The organism is Pontibaca salina, from assembly GCF_016307205.1.
GTDB classification, from domain to species: domain Bacteria; phylum Pseudomonadota; class Alphaproteobacteria; order Rhodobacterales; family Rhodobacteraceae; genus Pontibaca; species Pontibaca salina.
Genome location: NZ_JAEIJD010000001.1, coordinates 1 through 16,269 on the forward strand (window position 1 = coordinate 1; position 16,269 = coordinate 16,269).

General features: G+C 61.0%; 11 protein-coding genes and 2 tRNA genes. 8 read left to right on the top strand and 5 right to left on the bottom strand.

Features of this window, described 5'->3' with window-relative positions; all coding sequences use genetic code 11:
• Window positions 1-558 precede the first annotated feature (558 nt).
• Window positions 559-634 (bottom strand) — tRNA-Val (locus JAO82_RS00005).
• Window positions 635-991: 357 nt separating this feature from the next.
• On the opposite strand from JAO82_RS00005, the gene JAO82_RS00010 reads away from it, so the two are divergent.
• Together JAO82_RS00010 and JAO82_RS00015 are read left to right on the top strand one after the other, a co-directional pair.
• A complete protein-coding gene (locus JAO82_RS00010; RefSeq protein ID WP_198684289.1) occupies window positions 992-1,882 on the top strand; it encodes a cation diffusion facilitator family transporter in 891 nt (296 codons plus the stop codon).
• Between the two features lie 197 nt (window positions 1,883-2,079).
• Window positions 2,080-2,406 (top strand): YnfA family protein, encoded by a 327-nt coding sequence (locus tag JAO82_RS00015; protein ID WP_198684290.1) that lies wholly within the window; start codon window positions 2,080-2,082, stop codon window positions 2,404-2,406.
• Between the two features lie 186 nt (window positions 2,407-2,592).
• On the opposite strand, the gene JAO82_RS00020 is transcribed toward JAO82_RS00015, so the two are convergent.
• Together JAO82_RS00020 and hemE are read right to left on the bottom strand one after the other, a co-directional pair.
• Window positions 2,593-2,669 (bottom strand) — tRNA-Met (locus JAO82_RS00020).
• Window positions 2,670-2,753: 84 nt separating this feature from the next.
• A complete protein-coding gene (gene hemE / locus JAO82_RS00025; protein ID WP_198684291.1) occupies window positions 2,754-3,785 on the bottom strand; it encodes a uroporphyrinogen decarboxylase in 1,032 nt (343 codons plus the stop codon).
• A 101-nt stretch (window positions 3,786-3,886) separates the two neighbouring features.
• On the opposite strand from hemE, the gene hemC reads away from it, so the two are divergent.
• The 4 genes from hemC to JAO82_RS00045 all read left to right on the top strand — a co-directional run bounded on the left by hemC (window position 3,887) and on the right by JAO82_RS00045 (window position 7,136).
• Window positions 3,887-4,834: a hydroxymethylbilane synthase gene (hemC, locus tag JAO82_RS00030; RefSeq protein ID WP_198684292.1), complete on the top strand. Its 948-nt coding sequence runs from the start codon at window positions 3,887-3,889 to the stop codon at window positions 4,832-4,834.
• A 27-nt stretch (window positions 4,835-4,861) separates the two neighbouring features.
• Window positions 4,862-5,755, top strand: a complete 894-nt coding sequence (gene hemF, locus JAO82_RS00035; RefSeq protein WP_198684293.1) for an oxygen-dependent coproporphyrinogen oxidase — start codon at window positions 4,862-4,864, stop codon at window positions 5,753-5,755.
• A gap of 98 nt (window positions 5,756-5,853) precedes the next feature.
• Window positions 5,854-6,801, top strand: a complete 948-nt coding sequence (locus tag JAO82_RS00040) for a DnaJ C-terminal domain-containing protein (RefSeq protein WP_198684294.1) — start codon at window positions 5,854-5,856, stop codon at window positions 6,799-6,801.
• Complete coding sequence (locus JAO82_RS00045) at window positions 6,798-7,136, top strand: hypothetical protein (protein ID WP_198684295.1); 339 nt, start codon at window positions 6,798-6,800, stop codon at window positions 7,134-7,136. Before JAO82_RS00040 ends, JAO82_RS00045 begins: the two co-directional genes overlap by 4 nt.
• A gap of 45 nt (window positions 7,137-7,181) precedes the next feature.
• On the opposite strand, the gene rmuC is transcribed toward JAO82_RS00045, so the two are convergent.
• Both rmuC and mutL read right to left on the bottom strand, forming a co-directional pair.
• Window positions 7,182-8,582 carry a DNA recombination protein RmuC gene (gene rmuC / locus JAO82_RS00050; protein ID WP_232897152.1) on the bottom strand — a complete coding sequence of 467 codons (1,401 nt, stop codon included), beginning with the start codon at window positions 8,580-8,582 and terminating at the stop codon, window positions 7,182-7,184.
• A 32-nt stretch (window positions 8,583-8,614) separates the two neighbouring features.
• The gene (gene mutL / locus JAO82_RS00055) at window positions 8,615-10,465 is read right to left on the bottom strand and encodes a DNA mismatch repair endonuclease MutL (protein ID WP_198684296.1); all 1,851 of its coding nucleotides are present in this window, start codon (window positions 10,463-10,465) and stop codon (window positions 8,615-8,617) included.
• A 114-nt stretch (window positions 10,466-10,579) separates the two neighbouring features.
• Between mutL and JAO82_RS00060 the strand changes: the two genes are divergently transcribed.
• Both JAO82_RS00060 and JAO82_RS00065 read left to right on the top strand, forming a co-directional pair.
• A complete protein-coding gene (locus JAO82_RS00060; RefSeq protein WP_198684297.1) occupies window positions 10,580-14,155 on the top strand; it encodes a hydantoinase B/oxoprolinase family protein in 3,576 nt (1,191 codons plus the stop codon).
• Window positions 14,156-14,238: 83 nt separating this feature from the next.
• A complete protein-coding gene (locus tag JAO82_RS00065) occupies window positions 14,239-16,269 on the top strand; it encodes a DEAD/DEAH box helicase (protein WP_198684298.1) in 2,031 nt (676 codons plus the stop codon).

The following is a 16,269-nucleotide window of genomic DNA, read 5'->3' on the forward strand; positions in this document are numbered from 1 at the left end:
GATGATTTCAATCTCAGACATAAGCATGTGCTTAAGGCTATCCTTAAGCCTCCTTGGTCAGGCCAAGGTGTCCGGTCGAAACGGGGGCCAGTTCAGAAGCCGGGTCATAGTCGCGGCATTCAATAACTACGTTAGATTTTGGCCCCTGTCCTATTAGCGCTTGACAGCTTTCCGGTCGGAAAGGATTAGACAAGTGACTTGACAAACCATTGAAACCTATTGGGGCAATTGAATGTCTAAGGATACACTAAGCCACTGAAATTTATAGATTCTGGAGATCCTCCTCGGTCCGCCACTTACCCCCTCAAGTGCATATTTTCGCACAATAAGTAACATTCGCACCCCAGCTTGCCCTTGCTGCAGTAGACTGCTTCGGAAGAAATGGGGAACAAGATCGTGCTGCGCGGGACGCCCTCAACCATAGGCCTAGCCTCGCAGCTTCCCCTTGCCCCTCACCATCAAGCGCCGCCATCTGCTCACCAACGGGCAGCCGTGCACTCAGCACACAATTTAGTGTGCTAGAGAAAGCGTGGGTGTAAGTTACACGAGGGCTTAAAATGGTGGGTGATGAGAGACTCGAACTCCCGACATCTTCGGTGTAAACGAAGCGCTCTACCAACTGAGCTAATCACCCGCGCCCCTGCTTTAGCGGGGCTTGAGCGAAGCCGCAAGCCTCTCCCTCAACTCAAGGACGACAAAATGCCGGTTTTAATAAAACCGGCCAAAAATTCGCGGGCTGCTCAATCCTCTCGAGCCGGAAGCTAACATAAACCCGCAAAGCTGAGGCATATGCGGAGGGCACTTTAATACCGGTTCACACAGACTGACTGCACCAGCAGGCAGCAGCCTCGCTGCGCCAGGCGAGCAGGTTGACGGTGCCCCTCCCCGACTAATTTTCGTCTACGCGCCTATTTTTCGCTGGCAATATCAGACGGTTGCATTTCCGTCGCCGTTTGCCCTTCATGGGCGCAAGCTGTAACAAGAGCGCGCGATGGCTTTTACCCTCAAACTTGCACTCGGAAGCGTGATCGTTGGCTTTCTGGTGTTTGGCCTCAAGACGCTGGCATATTGGATGACAGGATCCGTTGCGCTTCTGTCCGATGCGCTTGAAAGCACGGTGAATGTCGCGGCTGGTTTCGCCGTTCTTATCGCGATTCGCGTCGCCGCCCAGCCAGCCGATACCGACCACCCTTATGGTCACCATAAAGCCGAGTACTTCAGTGCGGTGCTTGAGGGCGTTTTAATCGTCGTCGCGGCGATTCTGATCCTGAAAGAAGCCTATGGTGGGTTTATCACCCCCCACGTTCTGGATGCGCCAATCGCTGGTCTTTTGGTAAACCTTGCGGCAACCGCACTTAATGCCGGATGGGCCTGGATTCTGATCACGAAAGGCAACCAAGAAAAATCGCCGGCTCTGGTGGCTGACGGCAAGCACCTTCTTGCGGATGTCGTGACTTCGGTCGGCGTGGCCGTCGGACTGTTGCTGGCCCTGGCAACCGGTTGGCCTTTGCTGGATCCGATCATGGCAACGGCGGTGGCCATCCACATACTTTGGTCAGGCTCGAAACTGGTTAAGGAGTCCCTCAGCGGCCTCATGGACGAAGCCCTGCCAGAAGAGACGCTGGCCTTGGTTCACGCTATCATTTCATCGGAAGCATCGGGAGCCGTGGAGGCGCATGACCTCCGAACCCGCCAAGCTGGTCCCGCGACTTTCATCGACTTTCACCTCGTTGTACCAGGAGACATGTCGGTATTTCATGCCCATGAGATCTGCGACCGGGTCGAACAGGCGATAAAACGCACTCTCACGGATGCCGAGATCACCATTCATGTCGAGCCGGAACACAAATCAAAGCACTCAAACGTCATCCCGATTGACTGACAGCAGCACCGGACCACGAGATGGGCCGTCAGTCGGTGCAGCTTTTATGCGCCAATGGCCCAGATCGAGCGCGTTTCAACAAACCAGCCTGCGTTAATCTGACACAGTCATGGCTCGACGCAACCATGACCCCACTAAGCGACGCCCATTCAAACTGGCAATAGACTTGATCAATCAAGTGGCGTATCCCTCTCAAAATGCAGGCTATACTGATCTATTTTGCCGCCGCTCTGGCCGAGATTGCCGGGTGTTTCGCCTTCTGGCTCTGGTTCCGGCTGGGCAAGTCTCCGCTGTGGCTGTTTCCGGGGATGGCCTCTCTGGCTGTGTTCGCATGGCTACTGGTGCTAAGTCCCGCCGAACAGGCTGGACGTGCCTATGCCGTTTATGGCGGCGTCTATATCGCGTCGTCGCTGTTATGGCTCTGGATAGTCGAGGGCCATCGTCCCGACCACTGGGATCTCATCGGCGCCAGCATCTGCCTACTGGGCGCGGCGATCATCCTGTGGGCCCCCCGCGGCGCCTGACCTGTCTCTTCAGCTGGTGATTTGCCGGCCCTGCTTTTTTAGAACTGCAGAACACCCGGTCAGTTCTAGGCAAGAATACCACTTCGATCTTCATGCGGCGGTCAGCACCACGCGCAAGGATAAAGCCCTCAACACTCAGGGCGTCTGAACGCCCTCTTCTCGACCCAAGATAGGTGTATGGGAAATTGGTAGCGGAGGAGGGACTTGAACCCCCGACACGCGGATTATGATTCCGCTGCTCTAACCACCTGAGCTACTCCGCCAAAAGCGTCCCCGCAATTAGGCCAGCATCCTGCGGTCGTCAAGGCACAAAAACCCGAGACCGCAAGAATACTGGCCAGAACCGCTTAAGCGCCGCGCACCGTGTCGATCATCAACTGCACGTTGGCTGGGTCCGCATCGGGCGTAATGCCGTGGCCCAGATTAAAAATATGCGGCCCACCGGAAAACGCGCGCACGATATGGCGAGTCTCCTCAACCAGTGCGTCGCCACCCGTCACCATATGCGATGAGGCCAGATTGCCCTGAACGCAACCATCGACCTGCACATGCTTTACCGCCCACTCAGGCGAGACAGAATTGTCCAGGGCAACGCAATCGATGCCGGTGGCCTTGGCAAAGCCGATATATTTGTCGCCTGCCTCACGCGGGAAGCCGATAATCGGAATACCGGGATGGCGCTCTTTCAGCGCTTGGGTGATGCGTCGGCACGGCTCCAGAGCATAGGTCTGGAAATCCGCACCTGAAAGCGATCCGGCCCAGCTGTCGAACAGTTTGATCACTTCGGCCCCGGCTTCGATCTGCGCCGAGAGATAGAGGATTGTCGCCTCGGTGATACGCTCCATAAGCGCGTCGAACACCGGACGGTTTCCATCCTTCAACGCGTGCGCCGGCCCTTGGTCGGGCGTGCCACGCCCGGCGATCATATAGGTCGCAACGGTCCACGGCGCACCTGCGAAACCGATCAGCGTCGTCTCGCGCGGCAGTGCCTCGGTCAGGTTGCGCACGGTCTGATAAATTGGGTTCAACGTTTCGTGAATGACATCCGCCGGTTTCAGCGCGTCAAAGTCCGCCTGCGTCGTGATCGTAGACAAGCGCGGCCCCTCGCCGTCAACGAACCACAGATCAGCCCCCAGTGCTTGCGGGATCAACAGAATATCCGCAAACAGGATCGAGGCGTCAAAGCCAAAGCGCCGGATCGGTTGCAGCGTTACCTCGGTCGCCAGATCGCTGTTATAGCAAAGCGATAGGAAATCGCCGGCCTCGGCCCGCGTGGCGCGATATTCGGGCAGATACCGCCCGGCTTGCCGCATCATCCAGATCGGTGGCGTGTCCAGCGTCTCGCCCGCCAAAGCCCGTAATATAGTCTTGTCAGCCATGTATGCCCCCGGTCAATTGTCAGCCCACGGGTCTGCCCTACGCGGCAATTTGTCAAGGGCAGACGGTTGTAAGGGCAATGTGACGCGGCTAAAGACGGGGCATGATACAGCCTCTTCCCTCTCCCGCGCAGCCATTGAAAATCGGCACCCGCGGCTCACCGCTTGCCGTCGCGCAAGCAACCGAAACCCGTGATCGTCTGGCGGCGGCGTTCGACCTGCCCGAGGATGCTTTTGAAATTGTGGTGATCAAGACCACCGGTGATCGCATCATCGACCGACCGCTGAAAGAAATCGGCGGCAAAGGCCTGTTTACCCGCGAAATCGAAGAAGCCTTGCTGGATGGAGGTATCGACATTGCCGTGCACTCCATGAAGGATATGCCGGTGTTGCAACCGGGCGGATTGTTGTTGGACACCTATCTGCCCCGCGAGGACGAGCGCGACAGTTTTGTGTCGCCGACGAAATCCCGTCTGGACGAGTTGGACGAAGGGGCCGTTGTCGGCACCTCGAGCCTGCGGCGGCGCGCCCAATTGCTGAACCGTCGCCCTGATTTGCAGGTGGTCGAATTTCGCGGCAATGTGCAGACTCGGCTGAAAAAGCTGGCCGATGGTGTGGCAGAATGCACGTTCCTCGCGATGGCCGGGTTGAAACGTCTGGGACGCACCGATGTGCCCGCCACTCCGATCTCCGTCGACGATATGCTGCCCGCCGTAGCCCAAGGCGCGATCGGGATCGAACGGCGCGAAAACGATGATCGCGTGGCCGAGATGCTGGCCGCGATTCATGATCGGGCAACCGGCAAACGGCTGGCCGCCGAACGCGCCTTTCTGGCGGCCCTGGATGGGTCCTGTGAAACCCCGATTGCGGCACTGGCGCTTCTGGACGGCGACCGCCTGCGCCTGCGCGGCGAGGTGCTTCGCCCGGACGGATCTGAGGCGATCAGTGATGACCGGACTTGTGCAATCGCGGACGGGGCCGAGATGGGGCATGCGATGGGCAAAGACATGCTGGCTCAGGCCGGACCCGGCTTTTTTGATTGGCGTGAATAACCACCGCCCCTGCAAGGATCAGACCTGATGAAAGACACGATGCGTGGCGAAAAACAACGCGCCGCAGGCTGGTTTTACGAGCTGCGCGATACCATTGTCGCCGAATTCGAGCGGCTGGAAGACAGCCACCAGAGCGGCCCGCTATCGGACACAGATGCGGGCCGGTTCGAGGTCACCGAGACGCAACGCGCTTCGTCCGATGGATCGGACGCTGGCGGCGGATTGATGAGCGTGATGCGCGGCGGCCGGGTCTTCGAAAAGGTCGGCGTCAATGTTTCGACTGTCTACGGCACCTTGGGCGCGCGCGCGCAGGAAGCGATGGCGGCGCGCAAGGGCTTGCCGGGCATGAAGGAAGACCCACGCTTCTGGGCCAGCGGTATTTCCTTAGTCGCCCATATGCAAAACCCGCACGTACCGGCAGTTCACATGAACACGCGCATGTTCTGGACCCCGCATGGCTGGTGGTTCGGCGGTGGTTCAGATCTCAACCCGGCGATCGAATATGACGCCGATACCGAGCATTTTCATCACCAGCAAAAGGTGCATTTGGATCGGCACGGTCAGCTTTACTATCCGAAGTTCAAAGCCTGGGCAGATGAGTATTTCTATATCCCGCACCGCCATCGCGCGCGGGGGGTCGGCGGGATCTTCATGGATGACCACTGCACCGGCGATTGGGAAGAGGATTTTTCGCTGACGCAGGACATTGGGCGCGCGTTTCTGCCCGCCTTCGTTCCGCTGGTCGAAAAACGGCGGGTGCAGGACTGGAACGAGACTGACAAAGAAGCACAGCTGGTGCATCGCGGTCTCTATGCCGAATATAATCTGGTCTATGATCGCGGCACAAAATTCGGTCTGGAAACTGGCCATGATGCGAATGCCGTGCTGATGAGCCTGCCGCCCTTGGCAAAATGGATTTGAATCCAGTCTTGATTTTTACTCGGCCTGCCCTTTCATATCTCGTAACAGTGATATGAGCCGCCGCCCATAGGGGCGTGCCGAGAAAGGAAATCAAGAGCATGGACCCCTATGCTGCGCTTGGTCTGAAAAAATCGGCCACCGATGAGGAGATAAAAAAGGCGTATCGCAAGATCGCCCGCACCAGCCATCCGGACCTGCACCCCGACGATGCAGAGGCCGAGGCCCGGTTCAAAGCGGCCTCGGCTGCCTATGATTTGCTGCGCGATCCCGAAACCCGTGCCCGGTTTGACCGCGGGGAAATCGATGCCACCGGTGCCGAGACACAGGCGCATCGCCAGCGCCAATATTACCGTGACTATGCCGGAGCCGCCGACAACCCCTATGGCAGCGGATTCTCAGGCGGGCAGCAACGACAGGGCGCATCGGATTTCGACGATGCCGATCCATCTGACATCTTCGCGCAATTCTTTCGACAGCGCGGTGCCGGCGGTGGTCAGGGCTTCGCGGCGCGCGGCGCCGACGCACGTTATGCGCTGGAAGTCCCGTTTCTGGAAGCCGTCAATGGGACCAGAACCCGCATTACCCTGCCGGACGGCAATGCACTTGAGGTCAAGATCCCACAAGGCACCGCTGACGGGCAGACCATCCGCCTGCGCGGCAAGGGCCAACCGGGGTTTAATGGTGGGCCGCCGGGCGATGCATTGGTTACCCTGACAGTCCGCCCTCACCCCATCTTTCACCGCGAGGGCAACGACATCGTGGTGACCCTGCCCATCACGATCGACGAGGCGATTCTGGGCAGCAAAGTGGCAACGCCGACGATTGATGGCTCGGTTATGTTGACTATTCCCAAAGGGGCCAGCAGCGGGCAGACATTGCGGCTTCGCGGGCGCGGCGTAAAGCCCGCCGGCAATGCTCCGCGAGGCGATCAGCGGGTCGAACTTTCGATTGTCGCACCTCCTAAAGTGGATGAAGAGCTGGCCAGCTTCATGGAGGAATGGCGTAAGAAACATTCCTATGATCCGAGAAAAGGGATGAAACCATGACCGTTCTTTATTCGGAAACCCAGCTTGTTCGCACCATTGACCGACTGACAGAATCCCAATTAACCACATTCATTCAGGCCGAGATCATAACCCCGGTGCAGACCGACAGCGGCCCCGCCTTTCGCGAAATCGACGTGGCCCGCTTGAATCTGCTATGCGAACTATCCGATGAATTCGATCTGAACGAGGACGCCTTGGGAATGATCATGTCGTTGGTTGATCAATTGCACAGTGCACGGCGCGATCTGCGCAACATAGTGACGGCATTGAAGCGTGAAAATACAGATGTTCAGCGCCGCATCGCCAGTGCGTTGCTCCACAAACACGACAATTGAGCAAACTCTTTACCGGACAGAGCACAATGTCCGGCAAGTGCTGCTCTAGTCGGTGAGTTCGGAAGCCGTCAGCTGACGTGTTTCGCTTTCAATCACCGTGGGGGCGGCAATCTCGGTTTTGGGCGGCACGACCCCCATCGCCTCGAACTTGCGGGCCGAGGGCAAAACCCGCCCTTCCATTGATCCGACCGCACTGTTGTAACTGCCAACGGCGCGGTCGAGATGTGTGCCGACCCTACCCAGATGTTCGCCGAACCGGCCCAACCGGTCGTAAAGTTCGCGGGCCACGCGCTGAACCTCGGCCGCGTTTTCGGCCATTTTTTCCTGCTGCCAGCCATAGGCAATAGCCTTGATCAGCGCCATGAGCGTCGTTGGCGTAGAAATCAGAACCTTGTTCTCAAACGCAAATTCCAGCAGCGACGGATCAGCCTCGACCGCCGCCGACACAAAAGTTTCGCCGGGAATGAACATCACCACGAAGTCTGGTGTCGTCGCGATTGCGTCCTGATACGCCTTTGAAGACAATAGCCGCACATGGGTACGGACTTGCCCCGCATGGCGCGTTAGCTGTTGTTGTTGGGCTTCGGGCGTGTCGCTTTCCAGCGCGTTCAGATAAGCATCCAGCGGCGTCTTGGCATCGATCACGATGCTTTTGCCACCCGGTATCTGCACGATTGCATCGGGACGCTGTGCGCCGTTATCGGTGTTGATCTGCTTTTCCAGCGTGTAATCGACGTTTTCGCTCATGCCTGCCATGTCGAACACCTGCCGCAACTGCATCTCGCCCCAGCGCCCGCGGGTTTTGGGCGCGCGCAGGGCCTGCACCAATTTGCGGGTTTCCTGGCCCAGCGTCATCTGCCCCTGCGCCAGTTCATGGACCTGCTGGCGGATCGCGCCATAGGCCTCGTTCCGGGCGGTTTCAATTTCCTTAATGCGTTGATCGAACTGGCCCAGCTTTTCGTCCAAGGGTTTGACAAGGTTTGATATGGCCAATTGCCGCTTCTCAATATCCTCGCTGGCGGATTGGCTGTGTTTCTGAAACCGTTCGCTGACCAGCCCTAAGAATTGCTCGGAGTTTTTTTGCAGGACGCCGCTGGCCAAGGTTTCGAAGCGGTCTTCCAGTTCCTTTTTCATGTCGCGCAGTTCTTCCAACCGCCCCGCGTGTTCGCGTTTCAGAGATTCCAGCGCCGTTTGAGCGCTAATACGCGCCTCTTTCTCGGTATCGTACAGTCGGTCGATCTGGGTCAGTCGTTCTTCCAGCGCCGGCAGGCGTTCGGCCTCGACCGTGCGCACGGTCAGCTCCTGCCGCAGTTCGCCCGCGTGTCGCTCTGCCGCTTTCAACGCTGTTTGTGCGCGGGAGAGCTTTCCCATCCAGACCAGCCAGAGCGCCGCCATTCCCGCGGCCAGCGCCGCGCATATCAACCAGAGATCGGGTTCAAATGCCATGATGTTCTCATTACGTTCTCAATCAGCTCCGGTCAAGTGCGCCCGAACAGCCGTTCGATATCGGATAGTTTCAATTCGACATATGTGGGCCGGCCATGGTTGCACTGGCCGGAATGGGGCGTCGTCTCCATTTCGCGTAATAGCGCATTCATCTCTTCGGCGCGCATCCGTCGCCCTGAACGGACCGAGCCGTGGCAGGCGATGCGGCTCAGGATCGCCTCGATCCGGGCCTGCACGGTCAGACTGTCACCCTGATCGGAAAGCTCATCAAGGATGTCTCGAATCATCCCATTGGCATTGACCTCGCCTAAGATAGCCGGAGTTTCGCGCACCGCGATAGCACCGCCGCCAAAAGCTTCAATGCTCAACCCCAGTCGCCCAAGATCCTCAGCGATTTCCAGAAGCTGCGCGCAGTCCGTGTCAGACAGCTCGACGATTTCGGGAATCAGCAGGGCCTGCGCAGCGACGCCGGCTTCAGCCATCTGGCGTTTTAGTTTTTCATAAACCAATCGCTCATGGGCGGCGTGCTGATCGACGATGACCATGCCGGTTTCGGTCTGCGCGATGATGTAATTCTCGTGCACCTGCCCGCGCGCGGCACCCAGCGGCAGATGTTCCGCTGCTTGATGCTGCGCAGGCGCGTCGGGTTCATCGGGTTCTTCGACCACGCGGGCGCTATAGGCGGCTTGCGTCTCGGCGAAACCGGGCGATTGCGCCTGAAATGACGCCACGCGGGCGGCTTGCGACGGGCGGTCCATTTGATAGACCCGCGCGCCGGTCGGTTCGGGGGTCATCCGGCCCAGAGTGGCCTGACCGCCCGTGGTCGAGGAACGATGCCCTGCCTCGGCCAATGCATGACGCAGCGCCGAGACGATCAGCCCGCGCGCCAGACCGGGATCACGAAAGCGCACCTCGGATTTGGCCGGATGGACGTTCACATCCACCAACGTCGGATCGCAATCCAGAAACAGCGCTGCAACCGGATGGCGCTCGCGTGACAGGAAGTCGGCATAGGCGGCGCGCAACGCGCCCGTCAGCATCCGGTCACGCACCGGGCGGCCGTTGACGAACAAGTATTGTGCCACCGCCGCACCGCGCGAATAGGTCGGCAGCGCAGCATAGCCGAACAGGCGCAATTCCTCGCGCGTGGCGTCGATTTTCAACGCGTTCTCGGCGAAATCCCGCCCCAATATGCGGGCCAACCGGTGATGCAGCGCATCGAACAGATCTCCGGTTTCGGCATCGGCACGAAAGGTCACGCGCCCCTCACCCCCGCCAGAGACATCACGCAGAGTGAACCCGATTGACGGTTCGGCCATCGCCAGACGTTTCACCACATCGTTAATCGCCTGAGTTTCAGCCCGGTCCGTACGCATGAATTTCAACCGCGCGGGCGTGGCGAAGAACAGGTCAGCCAGTTCCACAACGGTGCCGCTGCGCAGGGCGGCGGGCTGCACCGGCTCGATGCGACTGCCCGACACGCGAATACGGGCGGCGTCATGTCCGGCGGCGCGACTGGTGAGGCTAAGCCGACCCACCGCGCCAAGTGAGGCCAGCGCCTCACCGCGAAAACCGAAAGAGTGGATATTCAGCAGGTCCGATCCGTCGATTTTGGAAGTCGCGTGCCGCGCCAGCGCCAGCGGCAGATCTTCGGGCGCGATACCGCATCCGTCGTCGCTCACCCTGATCAGCGTCTTGCCGCCTTCGGCAATGTCGATGGCAATGCGCGTAGCCCCCGCGTCGATGGCGTTTTCGACCAGTTCCTTGACCGCCGAAGCCGGGCGTTCCACGACCTCGCCCGCTGCGATCCGGTTGATCGCGGATTCGTCCAACTGCCGGATGATGGGGCGGGCGTCGCTGATATAGAGGTTTTCACGGGTCATACCGCAAGACCTAGCATGATCGGGCGCGATTCTACCACAGCGATGATGCGGACGCGTTGACATTCCAGCGCCAGCCCGCAAAACCTGAGCGCCGATACCAAATGGGGGTTCACGATGGCTGCGCAATGGGAATTCTGGATCGATCGGGGCGGAACATTCACCGATGTCGTGGCCCGGCGTCCCGATGGCGCATTGGTCACGCATAAGCTGCTGTCGGAAAACCCCGAGCGCTATGCCGATGCGGCGGTGCAGGGAATCCACGATCTGATCGGCAGCGACGGCCCCCTGCCTGACGGTGCGATCTCCTCGGTGCGGATGGGCACCACCGTCGCAACCAATGCGCTGCTGGAACGCAAGGGCGAGCCGGTTTTGCTGATGATCACACGCGGGTTTCGCGATCTCCTGAAGATCGGTTATCAAACCCGCCCGCGCCTGTTCGATCTGCATATCCAGCGTCCAGAACTGCTCTATGAGAGCGTTGCCGAACTGGACGAGCGGCTTGATGCGAACGGCAAAGTGATCCGCCCGCTCGATGAAAGCGCGGCGCGTAAAGCTTTGCAGGAGGCATATGACGCAGGGCTGCGCGCGGTGGCAATCGCCGGGCTGCACGCCTATCTGAACCCGATCCACGAAGATCGCGTCGCCGAGATCGCCCGCGAGACCGGCTTCACCCAGATCTCGACCAGCCACGAGGTCAGCAAACTGGTGAAACTGGTCGGACGCGGCGATACTACAGTGGTCGACGCCTATCTCTCGCCAATCCTGCGCCGCTATGTCGATCAAGTTGCCGGCGCGCTTGATATGGGCCGCGCCTGCGAGCGGCTGCTGTTCATGCAATCCAGCGGCGGATTAACCGATGCGCGGCTGTTTCAGGGGCGGGACGCCATTCTGTCTGGTCCTGCGGGCGGAATCGTCGGCATGGTCAAGACCGGCGAGGCGGCCGGCCATGAGCGGCTGATCGGCTTTGACATGGGCGGCACCTCGACCGATGTGAGCCACTATGCCGGCACCTATGAGCGCAGCTTCGAAACCGAAGTCGCGGGCGTGCGAATGCGCGCGCCGATGATGGACATCAACACCGTCGCCGCCGGCGGCGGGTCGATTTGCCGGTTCGCGCAAGGACGGTTTCAGGTCGGCCCGGAAAGTGCCGGTGCCGACCCCGGCCCGGCCTGTTACCGGCGCGGCGGGCCGCTCACCGTGACCGATTGCAATGTCATGTTGGGCAAGCTGAACCCGGATCACTTTCCGGCGGTATTTGGTCCCGATGGCGATCAGAAACTCGACGCCGAGACCGTGCGCGCGCAATTCGCCGCGCTCGCCGATGAGGTCGCACGCGAAACCGGCGAGCCGCCCCGCGAACCCGAGGAAATCGCTGCCGGGTTTCTGCGCATCGCCGTGGACAACATGGCAAATGCCATCAAGAAGATCAGCGTGCAGCGCGGCCATGACGTCACCGATTACACATTGCAATGTTTCGGCGGTGCCGGTGGGCAACATGCCTGCCTTGTCGCCGATTCGCTGGGCATGTCGCAGGTGCTGATCCATCCCCATGCTGGGGTGCTCTCGGCCTATGGCATGGGTCTGGCCGAAATCCGCGCCCTGCGCGAAGTGCAGATGGACGCCCCGCTGGAAGAAATCGACAGCGCCCGCGCCGCGCTGGCGACGATTGCCGAAGCCGCAAGCGCCGAAGTACGCGCTCAGGGGGTGGAACAGATCCGCTCCATCGCGCACGCTCATCTGCGCTATGACGGTTCGCACCAGCCGCTGGAAGTGCCCTTCGGCAGCGTGGCCGAGATGCAGGACGCGTTCGAAGCGGCCCATAAGGCGCGGTTCGGCTTCACCTCGCAGGGTCGCGCGATTCTGTTCGAGATGCTGGCAGTCGAGGCCGTAGGCGAAGCCAGCCAGGTGCCCACACCGCAGACTTTTGGCGACGATCCCGAGCCGCATGCGCAAGTACCGATGTATTGCGAGGGCGATTGGCGCAACGTGCCGCTCTTTGCCCGCGAGAGCCTGCCGCAAGATACCCACATTTCCGGCCCCGCCATCATCACCGAGGCAACCGGCACCAGCATCGTCGAACCCGGCTGGGCTGCGCGGTTGGACAAGATGGGCAATCTGATCCTTGAGCGCAAGAAACCACAGGCCCGCGCCGAAGCGGACACCGGGGCTGATCCGGTCCTGCTTGAAGTCATGGGCAACCTGTTCATGTCAGTCGCCGACCAGATGGGCGCGACGCTGGCGAATACGTCCTGGTCGGTCAACATCAAGGAACGGCTGGATTTTTCCTGTGCGATCTTCGATGCGGATGGCGATCTGGTGGCCAACGCGCCGCATGTGCCGGTGCACTTGGGTTCGATGTCGGACAGCGTGAAGACGGTGATGCGCGAGAATGCCGGTGACATTCACGAGGGCGATGCTTTCATGCTGAACTCGCCGTTCAACGGCGGCACCCATCTGCCCGATGTCACCGTTATCACGCCGGTTTTTGCCGACGGCAAACCGGTGTTCTGGATGGGCAGCCGGGGCCATCATGCGGATATCGGCGGGCGCACGCCCGGAAGCGGGCCGCCAGACAGCCGCCATATCGACGAGGAAGGCGTGCTGATCGACAATTTCCGCCTCGTCTCGCGCGGGGATTTCCAGCACAAAGCCGCCGAGGCATTGCTGGGATCAGGGCGCTGGCCCTGCCGCAATATCGCGCAGAACATGGCCGACCTTCAGGCGCAGGTCGCGGCCAATGAAACCGGGCGGCAGGCGCTGCGAAAGGTGTTAGACCATTACGGGCTCGACGTCGTCACCGCCTATATGGGCCATGTGCAGGACAATGCCGAGGAAAGCGTGCGCCGGGTGCTGGGCGACCTGCCGGGCGGTAGTTTTGTCTATCCGATGGATGACGGCGCAGAAATTCATGTCAGCGTGCGCGTCGATCACGAACGACGCGAAGCAGTGATCGACTTCACCGGCACCTCGCCGCAACATCCGCGCAATTACAACGCGCCTTTTGCGATCTGCCGCGCGGTGGTGCTCTATGTTTTCCGCACGCTGGTGGGTGCGAATATCCCGCTGAACGAAGGCTGCCTGCACCCGCTGAAGATCATCGCTCCCGAAGGCACGATGGTGAACCCACGCTATCCGGCTGCCGTGATCGCGGGCAATACCGAGGTGTCACAGGCCATGTGTAACGCGCTTTATGGCGCACTCGGGGTGATCGCTGGCTCGCAAGGCACGATGAATAATTTCATCTGGGGCAATGACGAGTTCCAGAATTATGAAACCATCGGCGGCGGCACCGGGGCGGGGCCGGGATTTCCGGGCTGTGACGCGGTGCAAAGCCACATGACCAACACCCGCATGACCGATCCCGAAATTCTTGAAAGACGCTTTCCCGTCCGGCTGGAGGAGTTTTCAATCTGCGACGGCACCGGCGGCGCCGGCGAATGGCGGGGCGGCAATGGGGCGCGACGTCGCTTGCGGTTCCTTGCCCCGGTCACGGTCACGACGCTGTGCTCGCACCGGGTGGTACCACCTTTCGGCGCCCAGGGCGGCCAGCCCGGCGCGGTCGGCTTGAACTGGGCCGAACTGCCCGACGGGAGCCGCATCGATCTGGACGGCAATGCCGAGATCGATCTGCCCAAGGGCGCGATCTTTGGTATGCGCACCCCCGGCGGCGGCGGCTGGGGTAAGCAATAGGCGCTATACATCTGCGTAAAGAGGTCTTATGTGCACGCGTCTGATACCCCGCGCCGCGCGCACGATTCCGAAAGCTCCCCAACGTGATCCAGACCCTTGCCGATGCCCTTGCCAAACAGGGCTATGAAACTTTGACTCAGGTCCAGCAGGCCGTAACCGATCATGCGCTCGGCGCCGCCGACCTGTTGGTATCGGCCCAGACCGGGTCGGGCAAGACGGTGGGGTTCGGACTGGCCATCGCGCCGACGATCCTCGACGATAACGGCAAATTCGCTGCTGCCGCCGCCCCGCTGGCGCTGGTGATCGCACCAACGCGCGAATTGGCGCTGCAGGTGAAACGCGAACTTGGCTGGCTCTACGGCATGGCGGGCGCGACACTTGCTTCTTGCGTCGGCGGCATGGACATGCGCGATGAACGCCGCGCATTGGCGCGGGGCGCCCATATCGTCGTGGCGACGCCGGGGCGGCTGCGCGACCATGTCATGCGCGGCTCGATCGACCTTGGCTCGTTGCGCGCCGTGGTGCTGGACGAAGCTGACGAAATGCTGGACCTGGGCTTTCAGGAAGATCTCGAATTCATCCTGAACGAAACCCCCAAAGAGCGCCGCACCCTGCTGTTTTCGGCCACGGTGCCACGCGGTATCGCCGATCTGGCGCAGCGTTACCAGCGCGATGCGGTGCGGGTGACCACCGCTGCCGAAAAGGCGCAGCACAGCGACATCGAATATCATGCCCTGACGGTCGCCGCACGCGACGGCGAAAACGCCATCGTCAATGTACTGCGCTTTCACGAAGCCCCCAATGCGCTGGTATTCGCCAATACCCGCGCCACCGTGAACCGGCTGACCACGCGGCTGGGCAATCGTGGGTTTGCCGTTGTCGCGCTGTCTGGCGAACTCAGCCAGGCGGAACGCACCCACGCGCTACAGGCCATGCGCGATGGGCGGGCGCGGGTTTGCGTCGCCACCGATGTGGCGGCGCGCGGGATTGATCTGCCAGGGCTCGATCTCGTGATCCACGCGGAGCTTCCCAACAACCATGAAACATTGCTGCACCGGTCGGGCCGCACCGGGCGCGCCGGGCGCAAAGGGGTCAGTGCCTTGATCGTGCCCCCCGCAGCGCGGCGCAAATGCGAACGGCTGCTGAAATCCGCGCGCCTGAACGCGAACTGGAGCGAGGCACCCTCGGCCGATGCCGTGCGCACCCGCGACGAGGAACGCATGTTGGCCGATCCGATCTGGGAACATCCGCTCGACGAAACCGACGCGGCGCTGCTGCAGCGCCTGACCGCACGGTACAGCGCCGAACATATCGCCGCCGCCTGTCTGCACCTGTTTGCCAGCCGCCAATCGCCGCCCGAGGACCTGCTACCAGCCGACACCAAAGCCGTGAAACGCGAACGCGCGCCGTTCGGCCCCTCGGTCTGGTTCTCGATCAATTCCGGGCGCACTTCGGGTGCTGATCCGGGCCGTCTTCTGGCGATGCTGTGCCGGGAAGGTGACATCACCCGCGATGATGTCGGCGCGATCCGGATGCGCGATGATCACGCAGTGATCGAACTACGCGAAAGCGCGGTGGCCGGATTTCTCGACCAGATCGGTCCGGACATGACCCTGCGCGACGGCGAAGTGCTGTCCCGACTGGACAAGGCACCCGACCTGTCGCAACGCCCTGCCGCACGTGATAAAGGCCGACCACGATCGGCCCCGACCCGTAAAACCACGGATAAATCTGGGCCACTGCCCGAAAAGGCCGAGCCGGCCCCCGCGCCCAGCGCGCCGCCTGCCCCGCAACCCGTCAGCACGCGTCGGCCAGAGATGGCGGATCCGTCACGATCCGGGCGCAAGCCCCGCACCGGTGTCACGTCCGCAAAGCCCAAACGCCCGGCACGCCCCGAGAAAACGCGCCCTGATGGCGTCGTCACGGCGCGCAAACCCCGCCCCGGCGACAAAGCACCGGGCGCAGGCGGAAAAGGCAAATCTTTCGGTAAACCGGGCAAAGGCCCGAAACCGCCGATTGGCAAGCCGACCAGCAAGAAGAACCGCGCCCGCGCTGCCGCCAAGGGCGGACAGGGGGCACCGACGCGGCGCGCGATCAAGCCCAACAAGGACTGA